This window comes from Actinomyces lilanjuaniae, from assembly GCF_003606385.1.
Taxonomy (GTDB): Bacteria; Actinomycetota; Actinomycetes; order Actinomycetales; family Actinomycetaceae; genus Actinomyces; species Actinomyces lilanjuaniae.
The window spans coordinates 2,705,853-2,721,195 of record NZ_CP032514.1 but is presented as its reverse complement, the minus strand read 5'-3'; the positions used below and the strand labels follow the sequence as shown (position 1 = coordinate 2,721,195).

Below are 15,343 nucleotides of genomic sequence, written 5' to 3'. Positions count from 1 at the left end.
GGAGGTGCCGCACCAGGGCCAGCAGTGCCATGATGCAGGTATGAGCAGCCCAGACACCCCTCCTGGCGAGGCGGGTCCCTCACGCAGGCGCGGTCCCGGCAGGCCCAAGGCCGGCAGCGAGGACAAGCGCGAGCGCATCCTCACCGAGGCCGTCACGCTGTTCGGCTCCCGCGGCTACGCGGGCACCTCCCTGGCCGATGTCGCCGCGGCTGCCGACATCTCCAAGGCGGGTGTCCTCCACCACTTCTCCTCCAAGGAGGAGCTGTTCACCAGGGTCCTGGAGCGCCGGGACCAGCGCGACGTTGCTGACTTCCTGGCCCAGGCCGAGGGGTCGGCCGACCCCTGGCACCAGCTGGAGCGCTACATCGACCTCCTGCACCGCAGCGCTCAGTCCCGCGAGCTGGCCGCGATCTACACGGCGACCTCGGTGTCGGTCCTGGACGCCAGCCACCCGGCCCACGCCTGGATGGCCGCCCACCTGGGCAGCGCCGTGGGGCTCTTTGAGGCCTGCTTCGAGGCGGGCAAGCAGGCTGGCACCGTGGACCCGCAGATGCCCTCCCGGCTGGTGGCGCGCACGCTCGTCGCCCTGTCCGACGGCCTCCAGCTCCAGTGGCTGTGCTCGACGACGCCGGGCAGCGCGGCCACCGACGTGCTGGAGACCACGGTGGTGGACGAGCTGCGCCTGTACGCGAACTCTCTGCGGGCGCGGTGGGCGCGCTGAGGAAACGGTCGCCCTGAGAGAAGACGCTAGGTCCTGGCGCCGGTACGTCGGCGGTGTACCGCCCACCAAGCCCCAGCAAGCAGAATCCAGAACCAGGGGCGCTGGCCTTGAGGAGGCAGCGTGCACCCGATGTGTTCTGGGACCCACGGCCCACCCCTGGACCCCGAGGGCTGGGGGAGCATCCCGGCGGCTCACGGAGCGCCGCTTCCCCTGCGGGGCAGCCTGTGACAGACTGTCCTGCGCCACCAGGCGCCCGCCGCTTTAGCTCAGCTGGTAGAGCAGCTGTCTTGTAAACAGCAGGTCGTCGGTTCGAGTCCGACAAGCGGCTCTGTGGGACCCAGCCGCCCCAACGAGGAACAGCAGTCCCACCCACCCGGGGCGTAGTTGCGAATACCTGGTACGTACGCTTAGATCCGCTATCTGGATCGCTATCTAGTGTGACCTGCTCGGCTCAGCGCCAGCCGAGGGCTCGTCGTCCCCGAGGAGAACAGTCTTGACTCAGCGTCCCAACTACGTCGTGCCTACCGGCGACTTTGTCGAGGAGTGGATGGAGGACCAGGGGGTCAGCGCCGCCGAGCTCTCCCGCAGGCTCGGTGTGAGCCGCAGGCACGTGAGCAGGATTCTTCACGGGGAGGTCCCGCTCAGCCGCGAGATGGCGCTGCGGCTTGAGGAGGTCACCGGTGTGCCTGCTCGTATCTGGAACCTCCACGAGACCGGCTACCGGGAGCGCTGGCTCGCTGCGAGGCCGGGGGGACACCCAGAAGGACGCTGAGGAAATTATGGTGAGACACCAGCCGTCACTGTGCGTGCTCCACGACGAGGGCCGGTGCGGCTCCTGCCCCCATCTGGACACGCCACCGGGAGACCAGCTGGAGGCCAAGCAGGCCCGGGTGGCCGCTCTGCTGAAGGACTACGTTCCCGCTGGCGCGTGGCAGCCACCCTGCCCCAGCAGCCCCACCCACTTCCGCAACAAGGCCAAGATGGTGGTGGCCGGGACCTCGCGCCACCCCACCCTGGGAATCCTCGACGCCGTCGGCCGCGGCACCGACTTGAGGTCCTGCCCCCTGCACGTGCCCGCCGTCCGCGACGCCCTGCCCGTCCTGGCGGATCTGGTGACTGGCACGGGGATCGCCCCCTACGATGTCCCCGGGCGCCGCGGGGAGCTCAAGCACGTCCTGGTGACGGCCTCGCCCGACGAGGACCTTATGGTCCGCTTTGTCCTGCGATCCTCCCGCCACGTCAGCGACCTGCGTGACGCCCTGCCGGACCTGCGCCGTCGGCTGCCCCAGCTGGCGGTGGCCAGCGTCAACATCCAGCCGGTGCACCAGGCGGTCATTGAGGGGCCTGACGAGATAGTGCTGACTGAGGAGGACCGCCTTCTCATGCGCCTGCGGCTGCCACCACCGGGAGCCACGGCGGCTCAGGCCCGCCCGTCGGGCAGCGACGCGCCGGGCGGCCAGGCCCGCCCCCACGAGCTGCTGCTCCATCTGCCCCCGCGCTCCTTCTTCCAGACCAACACCGCTGTGGCCCAGACCCTGTACGCCACGGCGCGCGACTGGGCCGAGGACATCGGGCCGGGCGGGGCAGCCGGGCAGCCCCCAGCCCGTGTCCAGGACCTGTTCTGCGGGGTCGGCGGGTTTGCCCTGGCGCTGGCCGGGCCTGGGCGCCGGGTCCAGGGGGTGGAGGTCTCCGAGGCGGCCGTCAGCGGGGCGCGCGACTCGGCCAGGCTCATGCGGCTGGACCCGGGCACGGTGCGGTTTGACTCCGGTGACGCCCGCGCCCTGGACCTGCTGGAGGGACCCGCCGCCGAAGGCGAGGGCTCGCACCTGCTGGTGGTCAACCCTCCCCGGCGCGGCCTCGGCCCCGACCTGGCCCGGCGCATTGAGGCCTGCGGCGTGCCCCGTGTGCTCTACTCCTCCTGCAGCCCGGCGAGCCTGGCAGCCGACCTGGGGCAGATGCCGTCCCTGCGCGTGCGGCGCGCCCGCCTGTTCGACATGTTCCCCCACACTGACCACGCCGAGGTGCTGGTCGAGCTGGCTCGGACTCAGGCTAGCCCGGGCTCATGCCCCAGCCCAGCCCAGGCTCCCAGCATCCGGGCTCAGGCCCCCAGCTCGGCCAGGGCGGCACGAACCTCCTCCAGACGGGCATCGACTCGCTCCTCCTGGTAGGGCAGGTCCAGGTCGCGTACCCGGCCCGCCAGGTCCGCGAGGTCGCGCGCCTGAGGGAACCCGTCACCTGCCAGGGCGCGCACGGCAGCCACAGCGTCCCCGTCGTCCTCGTTGTCCCCGTCATACCCTCCTGGGGCAGCGGTCCCGCTCCCGTCCGGCCCGATGGTGCTACCTGCTGCCCGCAGCAGCTCTGCCAGGGGTGCTGTGGTCGCAGCGAGCGAGCCGGCCACCGCCTCAAGCTCCTCGGCTACCAGGTCGCTGCGGGCGGACAGGAGGTCGAGCCGCCGCGTCAGCGACGCCGCCCCGGCCTCCAGGGCGGTGCACAGCTCGACCAGGGAGCCCACGGCGTCGTTGGCGCCCAGCTCGTCGTCGCCCTCCAGGAGCTGGAGGGCGAAGAAGCCGGCAGCCAGATTGTGCAGGCGCATGAGCGCGATGGCGAAGCGCACCGAGTCGATGTCGCCACGCAGCTCCTCAACCTGACCGTGCAGCGGACGCAGCTGCTCGGCGCACTCCAGGACCAGGGCGTCCACCTCGCGCCAGGTCTGGCCGCCCTGGGCTGGCTGGGGCGCACTGGCCTGCTCCTGGGACTCCTCCCCCAGGCGGCGCAGGGCCTGGCGCAGCTCCCCTAGGCGCTGAGAGAGCCGGTCGATCTGGTCAGCCCTGCGTCCCAGTACCTCCACCAGACTCCTGCCCTCCTCAAGGACACCTACCAGGCCGGAGGTCTCCTCCTCCACCGCGTTCATGGCCGTCAGGACCCGGCCGACCGGCCCCGTGGCACCGGGCCGGTCGGGGATACCCACGCCGCTGGCCACTAGCGCAGCGACCTCCTCGGGCAGGACCTGCCGGGTGAAGCTGACGGCGTCGGCATAGCCAAGCCCACGCAGCTCGGCCAGAAGAGCCGAGTTGCCCGCCGCCGCGACCTGGCGACGCGTCGAGCCTGCCGCGGCCGAGGCGGACTCGACCTCACGGACCCGCTCGTAGACCTCCTCCATACGGTCACGCAGCCCCGTGAGCATCGGCAGGGTCCGCACCGACAGGTACCCGTCCCCAGAGGGGACGATCGTGGCCAGCACCCGGTAGCGGCCACCGTCGCAGGAGCGGTTGGTGATGTAGGCGGTGGCGGCGTAGCCAGCCTCGATACTGTCCCACACGGAGCGGAACAGGCCTGCAGGCATGTCAGCGTGGCGCACGATGCTGTGGGGCTGTCCCACCAGGCTGCCGCGCGGGTAGCCTGACAGTCTCATGAAGATAGCGTTTGCCCGGCGGATACGGCCCCGGGAGTCCGTGGTGGAGAAGAAGAGCTCGTCGGCGCCGAAGAGGTGCTCGACGCCAGAGGGGTCACCAGGGGGGTCACAGGAGTCGCGCGACGATGGGTACTCGACCATGAGCAGCCTTCCGGGTAGCAGCCAGGCCCGGCGGCGTCCGGGACACCGCCTAGGCTATCCTGCTGAGGACCAGCAGGCACGACAGTGCAGACAGGGTAGACACGGCAGGATGTAGGCTCACCACGTCACGTTGCCTGCCCACCCAGGAGGAAAACATGTCCGTCGAGCTCGTCACCGCCTCCGGCCCGGAGGTCGTCGAGGCCATGGAGAGGCTCATCCCCCAGCTGTCCCGCAGCGCCCCGGCACTGACAGCCGAGCAGTGCGAGGCCCTGGTGGCCCAGGAGGGTGTCTACCTCTTCGTCTTCCGCCCCGACACCCAGGAGCAGGAGCCTGCGCCCATCCTGGGGATGCTGACCCTGGCCACCTTCACCATCCCTACCGGGCTGCGCGCCTGGGTCGAGGACGTCGTCGTCGATGCCGACGCCCGGGGCCAGGGAGCCGGGCAGGCCCTGGTGGAGGCTGCTGTCGAGCACGCCGCCGGGCTGGGTGCGCGCACCGTGGACCTCACCTCCCGTCCCACCCGTGAGGCGGCCAACCGCCTCTACCGCCGTGCGGGGTTCTCGCTGCGGGAGACCAACGTCTACCGCTACGCCCGGGACTGAGGGTGCTCGGCTACCCGGCGGCGCGGCTGCTGGGCGGCGGCTACGGCTCCTGCGCCGCAAGGGGCCGATGAGTGGCTACGAGTGGCTACGACGAGTGGCTAGGACTCTCCCTCCAGGAGGGAGTCGATGAGCTCGGCCATGGAGGTGGCGGTGCGCTCGCAGGCTCGTACTACCTCCGGGGGCGACCAGGGCAGGGCGACGGCGTGGTCGGCCTGCGCGTGCATGTCGAGGTCGTTCCAGGAGTCCCCGACGGTCCACACCTCCAGCTCCTGGCCAGCCAGGGGGCCGGACAGGAGCTGCCTGAGCCCGCTGCCCTTGGAGGAGCCGGCCGGGACGAGGTCCAGGAAGTCCTGGTTGCGGTGGCACTCCAGGATCCCGCCCCAGCGTCGGGCGACCTCAGTCCTGACGGCCTCACGCCGGGCGTCGTCGGGCACGCGCATCGGCACCCCGATGAACTGGTGGGCGGCCATCTCCTGGAGGGTCATTGGGCTGTAGACGGGCAGGACGGAGGAGGTCCCCCCGCCCTGGGCCAGGATGTGGTCGGCCTTGATGGTGGTGGCGAAGACTGTGACCCCCGGCCACTCCATGAACGTGGAGACGACCTCGTGGGCCACGCCGTCGGGGATGAAGCGCGCGGAGAGCACCTGGTAGCCGCCGTCCACCAGGACAGCCCCGGTGAAGACGACGCCGTAGTCAAAGTCGACCCCGCAGGGCTCCAGGACGTCCCGGGTGGCGACGACGGACTTGCCGGTGTCCACGACCAGCAGGTTGCCTGCCTGCCGCCAGCGCTCCATGGCGGCGCGGTCGGCGGCCCCCACCTGGCGGTCAAAGACGATCGTGGCGTCCAGGTCGGTCACGAGAAGTCTGGTCACTGCGGCTCCCTAGCGTAGTCTCAGCCCTGCTGGTTCTATTCTCAGCCAGTCTCCTCCTGTCAGCCACCGCAGGGGCGCGTGCTGTCCAGGCACAGGTCGCTGCGGGACGGGTCACCGCTTCTGGCCCTCGCCTGCCGCCCTCCTGCGGGCCGCAGGAGCCCCGGGAGCGAGCCAGGGCGTCACTCCTGCGGGACGTTGCGCTCCAGCTCTGCCAGCCACGCAGTAGCGGCCACGTCCGAGGGCATGCGCCAGTCCCCCCGGGGCGACAGTGACCCGCCTGCCACGACCTTGGGGCCGTTGGGCAGGGTGGAGCGCTTGAACTGGCTGGAGAAGAAGCGGCGGTAGAACACCTCCAGCCACTGGCGGATCTCAGGCAGGCGGTAGGAGGTCTTCTCCGCCTCCGGTAGTCCCGGGGGCCACCTGCCCTCCTCGGCGTGGGCCCAGGCCTTCTCCGCCAGGAAGGCGATCCGCGAGGGGCGTGAGCCGTGGCTCAGCACGTGCCACAGGGTGAAGTCCTGGAGGGCGTAGGGACCGATCCGGGCCTGGGTGGACTGGACCGGGTCCGCCTGGGTCGCCGGGACCAGCTCGGGGCTGATCTCCGTGGACAGGACGGAGGCCAGCACCTGGCTGACGTCCTCGCCGAAGAGGCCCTCAGCGGCCACCCAGCGGACGAGATGCTGGATGAGGGTCTTGGGCACGCCCGCGTTGACCCCGTAGTGGGCCATGTGGTCGCCCACCCCGAAGGTGCACCACCCCAGGGCCAGCTCGGAGAGGTCCCCCGTGCCTAGAACGATGCCGCCGCGCTCCCCGGCGATGCGGAACAGGAAGTCGGTGCGCAGGCCTGCCTGGACGTTCTCGAAGGTGACGTCGTAGGCCCGGGGGGACCTGTCACCGCTGGCGTAGGGGTGGCCGATCTCCGCCAGCATCCGGGTGGCGGTGGGCCGGATGTCCAGCTCCTCGAAGTGGCACCCCAGACCGAGCGCCAGGGCCTCGGCGTTGCTGCGGGTGCCCGGGGTGGTGCCGAAGCCGGGCATAGTGAAGGCCAGGATGTCGGAGCGGGGGCGCCTCAGCCGGTCCATGGCCCGGGCGGCCACGATGAGGGTGTGGGTGGAGTCCAGCCCCCCGGAGACGCCAACCACCAGGCGTGGGGACCCGATCGCCCGCAGCCGCTGTTCCAGGGCGGCGACCTGGATGGAGTAGGCCTCCTGGCAGTCCTGGGCGAGGCGGTCAGGGTCGGAGGGGACGAAGGGGAAGCGGTCCACGACCCGCCTCAGGCCGATGTCCGTACGCGGGGCGGCCAGGTCCTCCTCGCCGATGACCACGGTGGTGAAGCGTGACGGGTCCCCCACGGGTGCGGCCTGGACGCCCTGCCCGCCGCCGGGCACCGCCTGGGAGAAGGTCACGGCGTTGTCCCGGAAGGTCCCCTGCCGCAGCCGCTGGGCGCGCAGCCCCTCGATATCGACGTCGGCGACCGTGGCGCGCGGGCCGTCCGGGAAGCGCTCACCCTCCCCCAGGAGCGCACCGGCCTCACAGACGAGAGTCTGGCCGTCCCAGGCCAGGTCTGTGGAGGACTCCCCCTGCCCGGCGGCTGCGTAGACGCAGGCGGCCAGGTTACGGGCGGAGGAGGAGCACACCAGCGCGCGGCGCTCCCGCGAGCGCCCCACGGTGACCGGGGAGCTGGCGATACTGACCAGGACGGTGGCTCCCGCCAGCGCCGCCAGCGACGAGGGCGGGACCGGCACCCAGGTGTCCTCGCAGACCTCGACGTGGAAGACCAGGCCTTCCACGTCACGCACGTCGAAGAGGAGGTCGGGGCCGAAGGGCACGAGCACGCCGGGAAGCCGGGCCGTGTGGTCCTCGCCGTGCTCCTCCGCCTGGCCCCCTGCCCCGGCTCCCGGCCGCTCCTGGTGCGGCCCCGGGCTTACGCCGGGCAGGTGCAGGTGGGAGGTCCGGGCGCTGATGGTGTCTCCGGGGGTGAAGTGGCGCCTCTCGTAGAGCTCGCGGTAGGTGGGCAGGTAGGACTTGGGGACAACCCCGCGCACGCAGCCGCCCTGGATGACTACGGCGCAGTTGTAGAGCGTGCCGTGGGCGCGCAGGGGCGCGCCCACCACCAGGGCGGGCAGGAGGTCCTGGCTGGCGGCACGCACCGCCTCAATGGCTGCGAGCACCTCCTCCTCCACGACGTCCTGGAGGAGGAGGTCGTCAATGGCGTAGCCGCTGAGGCCGAGCTCGGGGAAGGCCGCCAGGCACACGCCCTGCCCGGACAGCTGCCGAGCCTGCTCGATGACGGCGGCGGCGTTGGCTGCGGGGTCCGCGGGCACGACGGGCAGGGTGACCGCTGCCACGCGCGCGAACCCCTGGTCATAGGCGGAGTGGAACTCGATACGGCGGGGACGAGCCTGCTCGGCGGGGCGGGACTGCGGATCGGGCTGCTGCATGGTCCCGATCCTGCCACGAACCTGTGACAGGCTCGGGACGGGTCTGGGTGGGCGGAGCGGGACGCAGGGGCCTGCCGGGAGCAGCGACGTCGGGAGGCGGCAGGGGAAGGTGCAGGGAGTGAGGCAGGGGCTGTTCTGCCCGGTACGCGGCGTGGCGGCCACCGGAAGCAACAAAGGTGGCCGCCACGCTCACGGATGGATGAGAAGCATCAGGGTGGGTTCCTGCCTGCTCACCTCCTTCCTGTCCTGCTGGTCAGGGCTGCCGCAGCCGCGGCCTGGTCCGGGGTCTGACGGCCTCCGTCCAGGACCTCCTGCAGGGCCGGTCCCACAGCGTCCCCCGCGTCCCCGGTGTCCTCTCCGGGGCCGGGCAGGGCGCAGGTGGTCCCCTCCTGCGGGAGCTCACCCCTCAGGAGGTAGGCGTCGACAGCCGCGTCCACGCAGTCCGTCGAGCCCTGTCTGTAGGCGCAGTGCTTGTTGCCCTCGGCGGTCAGCAGGTGGCCCGACTCCAGCTGGTCGGCCAGGGACTGCGCCCACTGGTAGGGCGTGGCCGGGTCCTGCGTGGTGCCCACCACCAGGATGGGTGCGGCGCCCTCGGCCCTGGTCTCAGCCGGCTCCCGCACGGCCTGGCGGCCCCAGCCGGAGCAGAAGGCGTCGCTCCACGCCCGCTCGTTCGCACCAAAGAGGGGTGAGATCTCTGCCCGCTGCTCGAACTGGGCCTCCCACTGCTCCAGGTCGCCCTGGACGGGGTTGTCCAGGCAGTTGATGGCGGTGATGGCAGGGGCGTTGGCTCGTGCGGCAGCCGCTGCCTCCAGCTCCTCAGGCGAGGGCTCGCTGTCCTGCGGACCCTGCCCGTCGGGGTCCCCCTCGGGCGAGATGGACTCATTCATGCTGGTGAGCCACTCTGCCAGGGGCTGCGCGTCCCGGTCGGTGAGGAGCGGTCCCAGGGCTGTGGCCAGCTCGGCCCAGTAGGCGTCGTCGTACATGAGCTGCCCGAGGAGGTTGGCGAGGATGGCGTCGTCCAGGGGCCGGCCTCCCTCAGGGTCGGGCACCGGATCGTCCTTCAGCCCCTGGACAAACTCGGTCAGCTGGGCGGTGCCCTCCTCTGCCGTGCCGGTCAGCGGGCTGTCGCCGCGCTGCTGCCAGTAGGAGACAAAGCTGGTCAGGGAGGCCTGGAAGGAGACGGCGTCGGAGTACTGGATGTCCGCCATGCTCAGGGAGGGGTCCATGGCGCCGTCCAGGACCACGCGCCCCACGTTGCCGGGGAACAGGTCGGCGTAGATGGCACCCAGGAAGGTCCCGTAGGAGAAGCCCAGGTAGGCCAGCTCCTCCTCACCAGACTGCGCGCGCAGGATGTCCATGTCCCGGGCCACGGACTGGGTGTCCATGTGGTCGATGATCTCGGGGACCGGAGAGTGCTCCAGGCAGGCCGCCGCCAGACTCGCCCCCTCCTGGACCGCCTGCTCCACCAGGGAGACGTCGGGGGAAGGCTCCTGGCCCTCACCCTCCAGGGCGTCTGTCCCGCCCGCCTCCTCCAGCGTGGACTCGTCGGAGACCTCCTCCAGCGCCTCCTCCCGGCTCATGCACTCCAGAGGCGTGGACTGCCCTACGCCGCGGGGGTCGAAGCCCACGATGTCGTAGGCCTGGCGCAGGTCCTCGGAGAAGTAGCCCTCAGCAGCGTCGATCAGCTCCACCCCGCTGTCGCCGGGCCCGCCGGGGTTGGTGAACAGGCTGCCCTGGGACTGTCCGGAGGCGGGGAGCCGCTTGAGCGCCAGGTCGATGGTCTGCCCGGAGGGGTCGTCGTAGTCCAGGGGCACGTGGACGGTGGCGCACTCGCGGGCGGCCTGCTGCGCCTCCTGCCCCGCATCGTCGTGGCCCTGGGCGGCCTGCTGCTCCTGCTGAGAGTCCTCACAGGGGCCCCAGGCGATCTGACGGCCGTAAAAGTCCTCCAGGCCCTCGGGAACCTCCTCGCTCGGAGCGGAGTCAGCGGAGCTCGCGCTGTCTGTGCTGCCGGAGTCACCGGCGCCCCCGCTGCCGTCTGAGCCACCCGTCGAGGAGGCTGAGGAGTCCGTGGAGGAGTCCACTGAGCCGGAGGAGTCCACCGAGCCTGAGCTCCCGGCCGCCTGGACGGCGGCGGCACCGGGGACCCCGGAGGCCACCAGGCCCGCAGCCAGCGCTACCGAGGCCAGGACGGACAGGGCACCTGCCCCGGGGCGGTGCCCGCGCCTGCCGCGTCTCCCGGCAGAGCTGTGCCCGAAGGCCTCTGCTCCCGGGCCGGGCGGCCTTCCGGCTCCTTCGCCTGCCTGCACTGCGTCCGACACGTTACGCCGTGTCCTCGTCGTGATCTTCACGGTCCCACCGTACGAGTGCGGGGACGGTCTGCCATCCTCACGGGGAACGAACTCCGACCTGTTCCCCGCCCGTCCCCTCCGCCGCGGGGACCACCCGATCTCCTTCTTCGGGATGAGTCCGGGACAGTCCCTGGGGCTGGTGCGGGCTACCACCGTGCCTGTGCACCGTGGTCTGGCCCCGGGGTGACCGTCCCCTCCAGCGGCATCACCACCCAGGCCAGCACGTAGACCGCCCACATCGGTCCCGGCAGGATGCCCAGGAGCAGGACGCCCACACGCACCACCCGGGGGCGGGTACCCCACGCCCGGGCCAGGCCGCCGCAGACACCACCCAGAATGCGGTGGGTACGGGAGCGGGCTGGCAGGGTGGTTCGCAACCTGGTCCACCAGCCGCCGGTGCCGGAGGAGTCGGGACGGGGCGGAGGCTGCTGCGAGGGGCGTTGCTGTGTCATGGTCCCATCCTCTACTGCTCCCGGCTCGTCCGGTATCGGGGAGTCCCCCGAGCCCTCCCTGGCCCGCCCGGACAGCCGCCCCAACCGGTACCCTGAGGAAGGTGACCTCGTCCACACCTTCTGAGCCCGCCACACCTTCTGAGCCCGCAGCCCCTGACCGGGCTCCCGCTGTGCGTGCCGTCCTGTGGGACATGGACGGCACCCTCATCGACTCCCAGCCCTTCTGGGACGAGGCCTTCACGAGGCACTGCACCGCCCGGGGCGGCACGGTGACCCCGCAGCTGGTCTCCGCACTGGCGGGGACCTCCATCCCCGTCGCCCGGGGGATCATCGCCGCCACCGGCGCCGCGGCCAGTCCCCAGGACCCCGCCGCCCTGGAGGTCTACGAGGCGATGGCCCGCGACGTCGAGGCCAGGGTGGCCGCGCGACCGCCCCTGCTGCCGGGCGCGCGGGAGATCACCTCGGCCGTAGCACGGGCGGGTCTCGTCCAGGCGATCGTCTCCGCCTCCCCGCGCGTGATCGTGGAGCGGGTGGCCGCCGAGCTTGGCGGCGTCTCTGGCGCCGCGGTCTTCGCCACCCTGGTCTGCGGTGACGACGGTGTGGGGGCCAAGCCGGACCCCCTTCCCTACGCCACCGCCGTGGAGCGCCTGGGCGTGACGCCGCACGAGTGCGTCGTCGTCGAGGACTCACCCACCGGCGCCGCCTCAGCGCGGGGCAACGGCATCCGCGTGGTCCAGGTCGGCAGCAGCAAGCACTTTCCGGCTGACCCCGGGCTGGTCGCGGTCCCCGACCTGGCCTCCGTCACACTCGACCTCCTACTGCGCCCCTAGCCCTCTGCGGCGGGGGACGCCTCCGACGTGGCCCCCTCGCTGGCGGCAGGCGACACTGAGGCCTCGATGGCCTCCACCAGCTCGGTGATAGCGGTCTCCCCGCTGATCTGGCTCAGGTCGAGTCGCTCGCCGTCGAGGTAGACGGTGGGCGTGGCGGTGACCCCGACCGCGGAGGCCGCCTCCTGGGCGAGACTCGTCCACTCCTCGTAGGTGTTGTCGTTGACGGCCTTCTCGAACCGGGACGAGACCTCGGTGGGCACCTGAGCCGAGGTGGCTGCGGCCACCAGGTTCTCGGTGGTCATCATGGAGGTGTCCTGGGCCTCGTAGATCCGGCTGAAGAGCTCCATCACGGCGGTATGGAAGGCCATGGACTGGTCCGGAGCCTCGTTCAGGACCACGCCCATGGCGTTCATCACCTGGTCGGTCCACTCCTGACCGAGGATCTTGGAGGGGTGCAGCACCAGGGTGATCTTGCCCTGCGACAGCAGCGTGGAGATCTCTGAGGCGTGGGTCGTCTCGAAGGAGGCGCAGAAGTGGCAGGAGTAGTCAAAGTAGACGTCGAGGACCGGTGCCTGGCTGCTGATGGTGTCCAGCCCGCTGCTGGGGCCGTAGGTCCACGAGCCGTTGGACAGCACCGGCTCGGGCACCCCGCTGCGGTCGGCCCGGGTGGTGGCGATGGCTCCTGCGGTCGGGAACTGTGCGGCGCCGGTGCCACCACTGTTCTGGAGGTGGTTGTAGACCATGTAGCTCGAGACTCCCGCCACCCCCACGACGGCGGCACCGAGGAGGGAGCGCCGGGCGATCGTGGCGCGCCTCTGCCTGCGGGCCTCCTGCTCTCTCAGGGCCTTGGCCCTGGCGCGAGCCTCCTCTCGGCGCTGGGCCTTGGTCGGACGGGGCTGGTTCGAGGCCACCTGGAGCTCCTCTGTACGTGCGGTGCGGATGTGGATAACGGGCTGGGAAGTGAGGGCGCCGGGCCGACCGGAGGACTGCACCCGGACGGTCGGGCAGGAAGGCTGGTACAGGACTGCGTCCCAGTATGGGGCAGGGCGTGCGCGCCTGTCCCGACGGTGCAGGTATTGTCACCTAGGCGCTGGGCGGCAGCGCCGTCGTTCGCGGTAGGGGGACAGTGCTGTGATCTGGGCCGACCCGGCCTGGTGCCCGGAGTCGTGCCCCGGCCGAGCTGTCTTTCCCGACCGTCTTTCCGGACTGTCTCTTCCCTGCCCCGCAACCCTGCTCCCAGGTGGCTCGTTCAGCGGCCGCAGCACACCTCAGTAGACGGTGAGCAGCGGCTCCAGGAGCTCCTGGGTCACGTGGCCGGACTCCTGGAGGGTGTAGAGCAGCAGGCTCAGCACCAGCACCACCGCTACCAGGACCCACCTGGCCCGCGTCGTGGGGGCCACGGCCTCGATCAGGTGGGCCCCTCCACGACGGGCCGGGGCGCCCCAGGGAATGAGCCACAGTACCAGGGCGTACACGGCGACCCACAGGGCCAGCATGAACGGGAGCCTGCCGCCCGGGTCGAGGAAGGACAGCGGACCCTCCCAGAGCTCAGGTGCACGCAACGCGACGTAGGGCAGCGGTGCGGTCACCATGAGGACCGATACCGCAGCGAAGGCCGTGGCCACCAGGGAACGCAGCAGATACCACGGCGTGGCCAGCCACATGCGTGAGCGGTCGCCCGGGGTGACCGCCCGGTTAGCCAGCCTGGTCCAGCGCAGGCTGTCCTGGGCGCGTCCCACCGTCCCCGCCGCGAGGGTCAGCAGCGTGACAGCGAGGACCGTCCACCCTGCTGAGAAGCGCCCCGCTACGGTCAGCAGGACCAGGATGGCGGCCACGCTACCCGGGTGCCGTCTGGGCTCCTGCGCCCAGGCAGGTAGAGGTGCAGGAGCAGGCGTGTCGTAGGAGGCCTGGGGGTAGAGGGCCTGCGGCGGTTGCGCGGCGGTGGGAGGCGGCCCTGACAGCACCGGGGGCTGGACAGATGTCGGCTGGTAGGGGTAGGCGGATCCCGTTGACAGGGCGGCAGGCGTCGTCGGGGCGGCCGGGGGACGGGGGTGGCTGGAGCCTGGCCACGGCTCCCCCGGTGCTGGTGGCGCCGGAGGCGGGACCGTGGCAGGAGGCGCCGCCGGGAGGGGGAGGCTGGCCTCACCCACAGCTCCCGGTGCCGGGTAGCCGTCGTAGGCCTGGGGGCCTGGGGGCGTAGGGCGGTGGGGCGGTAGGCGCCCTGGTGTCTGGTGACACAGCAGGAGGCGCGGAGGGTTCCGCTGCGTCCAGCGGGGCGGGGGCAGGTACGGTGGTGCCGTCAGCGACAGCACCTGCAAGACCTGCAAGACCTGCACGGTCTCCTGCTCCTGGGGCCCGGTCCGTGGAACCGGTCACGGGGCGGCTGCCACGACGGTCGCCGGGGCACCAGGATCGACCGCGCCGGGGCCGTAGGTGGAGCCGTATGCGGAGGTATCCCCGGCAGCGGCCTCGATAGGGGTGCTGGCGGTGACCTCAGTGCCCCTCGGAGCACTGCCCACGCCGCTGGCAGCCCCTGCCGCCCCCGCTACAGCGGCGAGTCCCGTTCCTGTCAGGGCGGCGGCGAGGGCCTCCTCGCCGCCGCCTCCCTCGGCGACCTCGTCAAGGACGGCCAGGAGGTCGTCAGGGCTCAGGCGCTGGTCGGCCTCGGGGGCCAGGGCGGCGGTGAAGGCCTGCGCCAGGGCGGGGCAGACCTCCTCCAGCCCTCCCAGCTCCGGCGTCCCGGCGTAGACCCGGCGAAAGACCGCCTGCCAGGGACCGGAGCCGAAGGGGGGCTGGCCCGTGACCGCGAACAGGAGCACCCCCGCGCAGGCGTACCAGTCCACCTGCGGGGAGGGCGCCCCGCCGTCGAGCATCTCCGGAGGGATGAAGCCCGGGGTGCCGGTGACCTGACCCGTCTGCGTGAGGCGGCTGTCGTCAGCGACCTGGGCGATGCCGAAGTCGATGAGGACAGGCCCCTGGGCGCCGAGCATGACGTTGGAGGGCTTGAGGTCGCGGTGGATGACCCCGGCTGCGTGGACGGCCCTCAGCGCCTCCACGAGCCCGTGGGCGAGGTCCGCCAGGTCGTGGGCGTCCCGGCCCAGGTCGTAGGCCCCCTCGTGGTCTACCTCGTGCTGGAGGGTGGGACCGTCGACGAGCTCGGTGATGACGAAGGTGACGTCCAGGCCCTCCCCGGGGCCGCCACCGGTCTCGACGTCGAGGACGCGGGCCACGCGCTCCCCCCTGACACGTGCCAGGACCCGGGCCTCACGCTCCAGGCGGCGCCGGGCCACCGGGTCGGCGGCGATCTGGGGGTGGAGGATCTTCATGGCGACACGCCGACCGTCGGCGTCGGCTGCCTCCCACACCACGCCCATGCCGCCGGCGCCCAGGCGGCGCAGGAGCCGGTAGCCGCCGACGTCGCTGCCTGCGTGCAGGCCGCGCAGGGGCGGTGCCCCGCTGGTCGGCACCCCGGGATCGTAGGTCATGTCTCCACAGTACCGGCAGCGTTACGGGGGTGGGAGCAGTCA

General features: G+C 71.7%; 14 protein-coding genes and 1 tRNA gene. 7 read left to right on the top strand and 8 right to left on the bottom strand.

Translation table 11 applies throughout. The features are described from left to right. Positions 1-40: 40 nt before the first annotated feature. The 4 genes from D5R93_RS11610 (at position 41) to D5R93_RS11595 (ending at position 2,889) form a co-directional block, all read left to right on the top strand. Entirely contained in the window at positions 41-721 is a 681-nt protein-coding gene (locus D5R93_RS11610; RefSeq protein WP_119837102.1) for a TetR/AcrR family transcriptional regulator, read from the top strand. Between the two features lie 255 nt (positions 722-976). Continuing rightward, a tRNA-Thr gene (locus D5R93_RS11605) sits at positions 977-1,049 on the top strand. Positions 1,050-1,214: 165 nt separating this feature from the next. Continuing rightward, positions 1,215-1,493: a HigA family addiction module antitoxin gene (locus D5R93_RS11600; RefSeq protein WP_120205382.1), complete on the top strand. Its 279-nt coding sequence runs from the start codon at positions 1,215-1,217 to the stop codon at positions 1,491-1,493. Positions 1,494-1,500: 7 nt separating this feature from the next. Next, positions 1,501-2,889, top strand: a complete 1,389-nt coding sequence (locus tag D5R93_RS11595) for a methyltransferase domain-containing protein (RefSeq protein WP_120205380.1) — start codon at positions 1,501-1,503, stop codon at positions 2,887-2,889. On the opposite strand, the gene D5R93_RS11590 is transcribed toward D5R93_RS11595, so the two are convergent. Beyond that, positions 2,820-4,274 (bottom strand): PAS domain-containing protein, encoded by a 1,455-nt coding sequence (locus D5R93_RS11590; RefSeq protein WP_120205377.1) that lies wholly within the window; start codon positions 4,272-4,274, stop codon positions 2,820-2,822. The two genes, D5R93_RS11595 and D5R93_RS11590, sit on opposite strands and share 70 nt — an antisense overlap. 155 nt (positions 4,275-4,429) lie before the next feature. On the opposite strand from D5R93_RS11590, the gene D5R93_RS11585 reads away from it, so the two are divergent. Continuing rightward, the gene (locus tag D5R93_RS11585; RefSeq protein ID WP_119837106.1) at positions 4,430-4,876 is read left to right on the top strand and encodes a GNAT family N-acetyltransferase; all 447 of its coding nucleotides are present in this window, start codon (positions 4,430-4,432) and stop codon (positions 4,874-4,876) included. A gap of 98 nt (positions 4,877-4,974) precedes the next feature. On the opposite strand, the gene D5R93_RS11580 is transcribed toward D5R93_RS11585, so the two are convergent. The 4 genes from D5R93_RS11580 to D5R93_RS11565 form a co-directional block, all read right to left on the bottom strand. Continuing rightward, on the bottom strand, positions 4,975-5,748 hold the full coding sequence (locus D5R93_RS11580; RefSeq protein ID WP_119837107.1) for an HAD family hydrolase: 774 nt from the start codon (positions 5,746-5,748) through the stop codon (positions 4,975-4,977). 179 nt (positions 5,749-5,927) lie between these two features. Continuing rightward, positions 5,928-8,186, bottom strand: a complete 2,259-nt coding sequence (locus D5R93_RS11575) for an NAD(+) synthase (protein ID WP_120205375.1) — start codon at positions 8,184-8,186, stop codon at positions 5,928-5,930. 230 nt (positions 8,187-8,416) lie between these two features. After that, a complete protein-coding gene (locus D5R93_RS11570) occupies positions 8,417-10,534 on the bottom strand; it encodes an alpha/beta hydrolase (protein WP_162933953.1) in 2,118 nt (705 codons plus the stop codon). 146 nt (positions 10,535-10,680) lie between these two features. After that, the gene (locus D5R93_RS11565) at positions 10,681-10,986 is read right to left on the bottom strand and encodes a PspC domain-containing protein (protein WP_119837110.1); all 306 of its coding nucleotides are present in this window, start codon (positions 10,984-10,986) and stop codon (positions 10,681-10,683) included. Here D5R93_RS11565 and D5R93_RS14600 point away from each other — a divergent pair. Beyond that, on the top strand, positions 10,985-11,110 hold the full coding sequence (locus tag D5R93_RS14600) for a hypothetical protein (protein WP_259390824.1): 126 nt from the start codon (positions 10,985-10,987) through the stop codon (positions 11,108-11,110). The genes D5R93_RS11565 and D5R93_RS14600 overlap by 2 nt on opposite strands. 46 nt (positions 11,111-11,156) lie before the next feature. After that, positions 11,157-11,816, top strand: coding sequence for an HAD family hydrolase (locus D5R93_RS11560; RefSeq protein ID WP_279221435.1), 660 nt, complete (start codon positions 11,157-11,159; stop codon positions 11,814-11,816). On the opposite strand, the gene D5R93_RS11555 is transcribed toward D5R93_RS11560, so the two are convergent. From D5R93_RS11555 to D5R93_RS11545, 3 genes are all read right to left on the bottom strand, one after another. Beyond that, the gene (locus tag D5R93_RS11555) at positions 11,813-12,727 is read right to left on the bottom strand and encodes a DsbA family protein (protein WP_243106766.1); all 915 of its coding nucleotides are present in this window, start codon (positions 12,725-12,727) and stop codon (positions 11,813-11,815) included. The two genes, D5R93_RS11560 and D5R93_RS11555, sit on opposite strands and share 4 nt — an antisense overlap. 357 nt (positions 12,728-13,084) lie before the next feature. Next, a complete protein-coding gene (locus tag D5R93_RS13395) occupies positions 13,085-13,966 on the bottom strand; it encodes a hypothetical protein (protein ID WP_162933952.1) in 882 nt (293 codons plus the stop codon). 222 nt (positions 13,967-14,188) lie between these two features. Beyond that, on the bottom strand, positions 14,189-15,301 hold the full coding sequence (locus D5R93_RS11545) for a serine/threonine-protein kinase (RefSeq protein WP_120205368.1): 1,113 nt from the start codon (positions 15,299-15,301) through the stop codon (positions 14,189-14,191). Positions 15,302-15,343: the final 42 nt, after the last annotated feature.

Coding starts and splice junctions, on each gene's coding strand:
- D5R93_RS11610 (WP_119837102.1), top strand. CDS start 41: ATGAGCAGCCCAGACACCCCTCCTGGCGAGGCGGGTCCCTCACGCAGG.
- D5R93_RS11595 (WP_120205380.1), top strand. CDS start 1,501: ATGGTGAGACACCAGCCGTCACTGTGCGTGCTCCACGACGAGGGCCGG.
- D5R93_RS11590 (WP_120205377.1), bottom strand. CDS start 4,274: ATGGTCGAGTACCCATCGTCGCGCGACTCCTGTGACCCCCCTGGTGAC.
- D5R93_RS11585 (WP_119837106.1), top strand. CDS start 4,430: ATGTCCGTCGAGCTCGTCACCGCCTCCGGCCCGGAGGTCGTCGAGGCC.
- D5R93_RS11575 (WP_120205375.1), bottom strand. CDS start 8,186: ATGCAGCAGCCCGATCCGCAGTCCCGCCCCGCCGAGCAGGCTCGTCCC.
- D5R93_RS14600 (WP_259390824.1), top strand. CDS start 10,985: ATGGTCCCATCCTCTACTGCTCCCGGCTCGTCCGGTATCGGGGAGTCC.
- D5R93_RS11565 (WP_119837110.1), bottom strand. CDS start 10,986: ATGACACAGCAACGCCCCTCGCAGCAGCCTCCGCCCCGTCCCGACTCC.
- D5R93_RS11545 (WP_120205368.1), bottom strand. CDS start 15,301: ATGACCTACGATCCCGGGGTGCCGACCAGCGGGGCACCGCCCCTGCGC.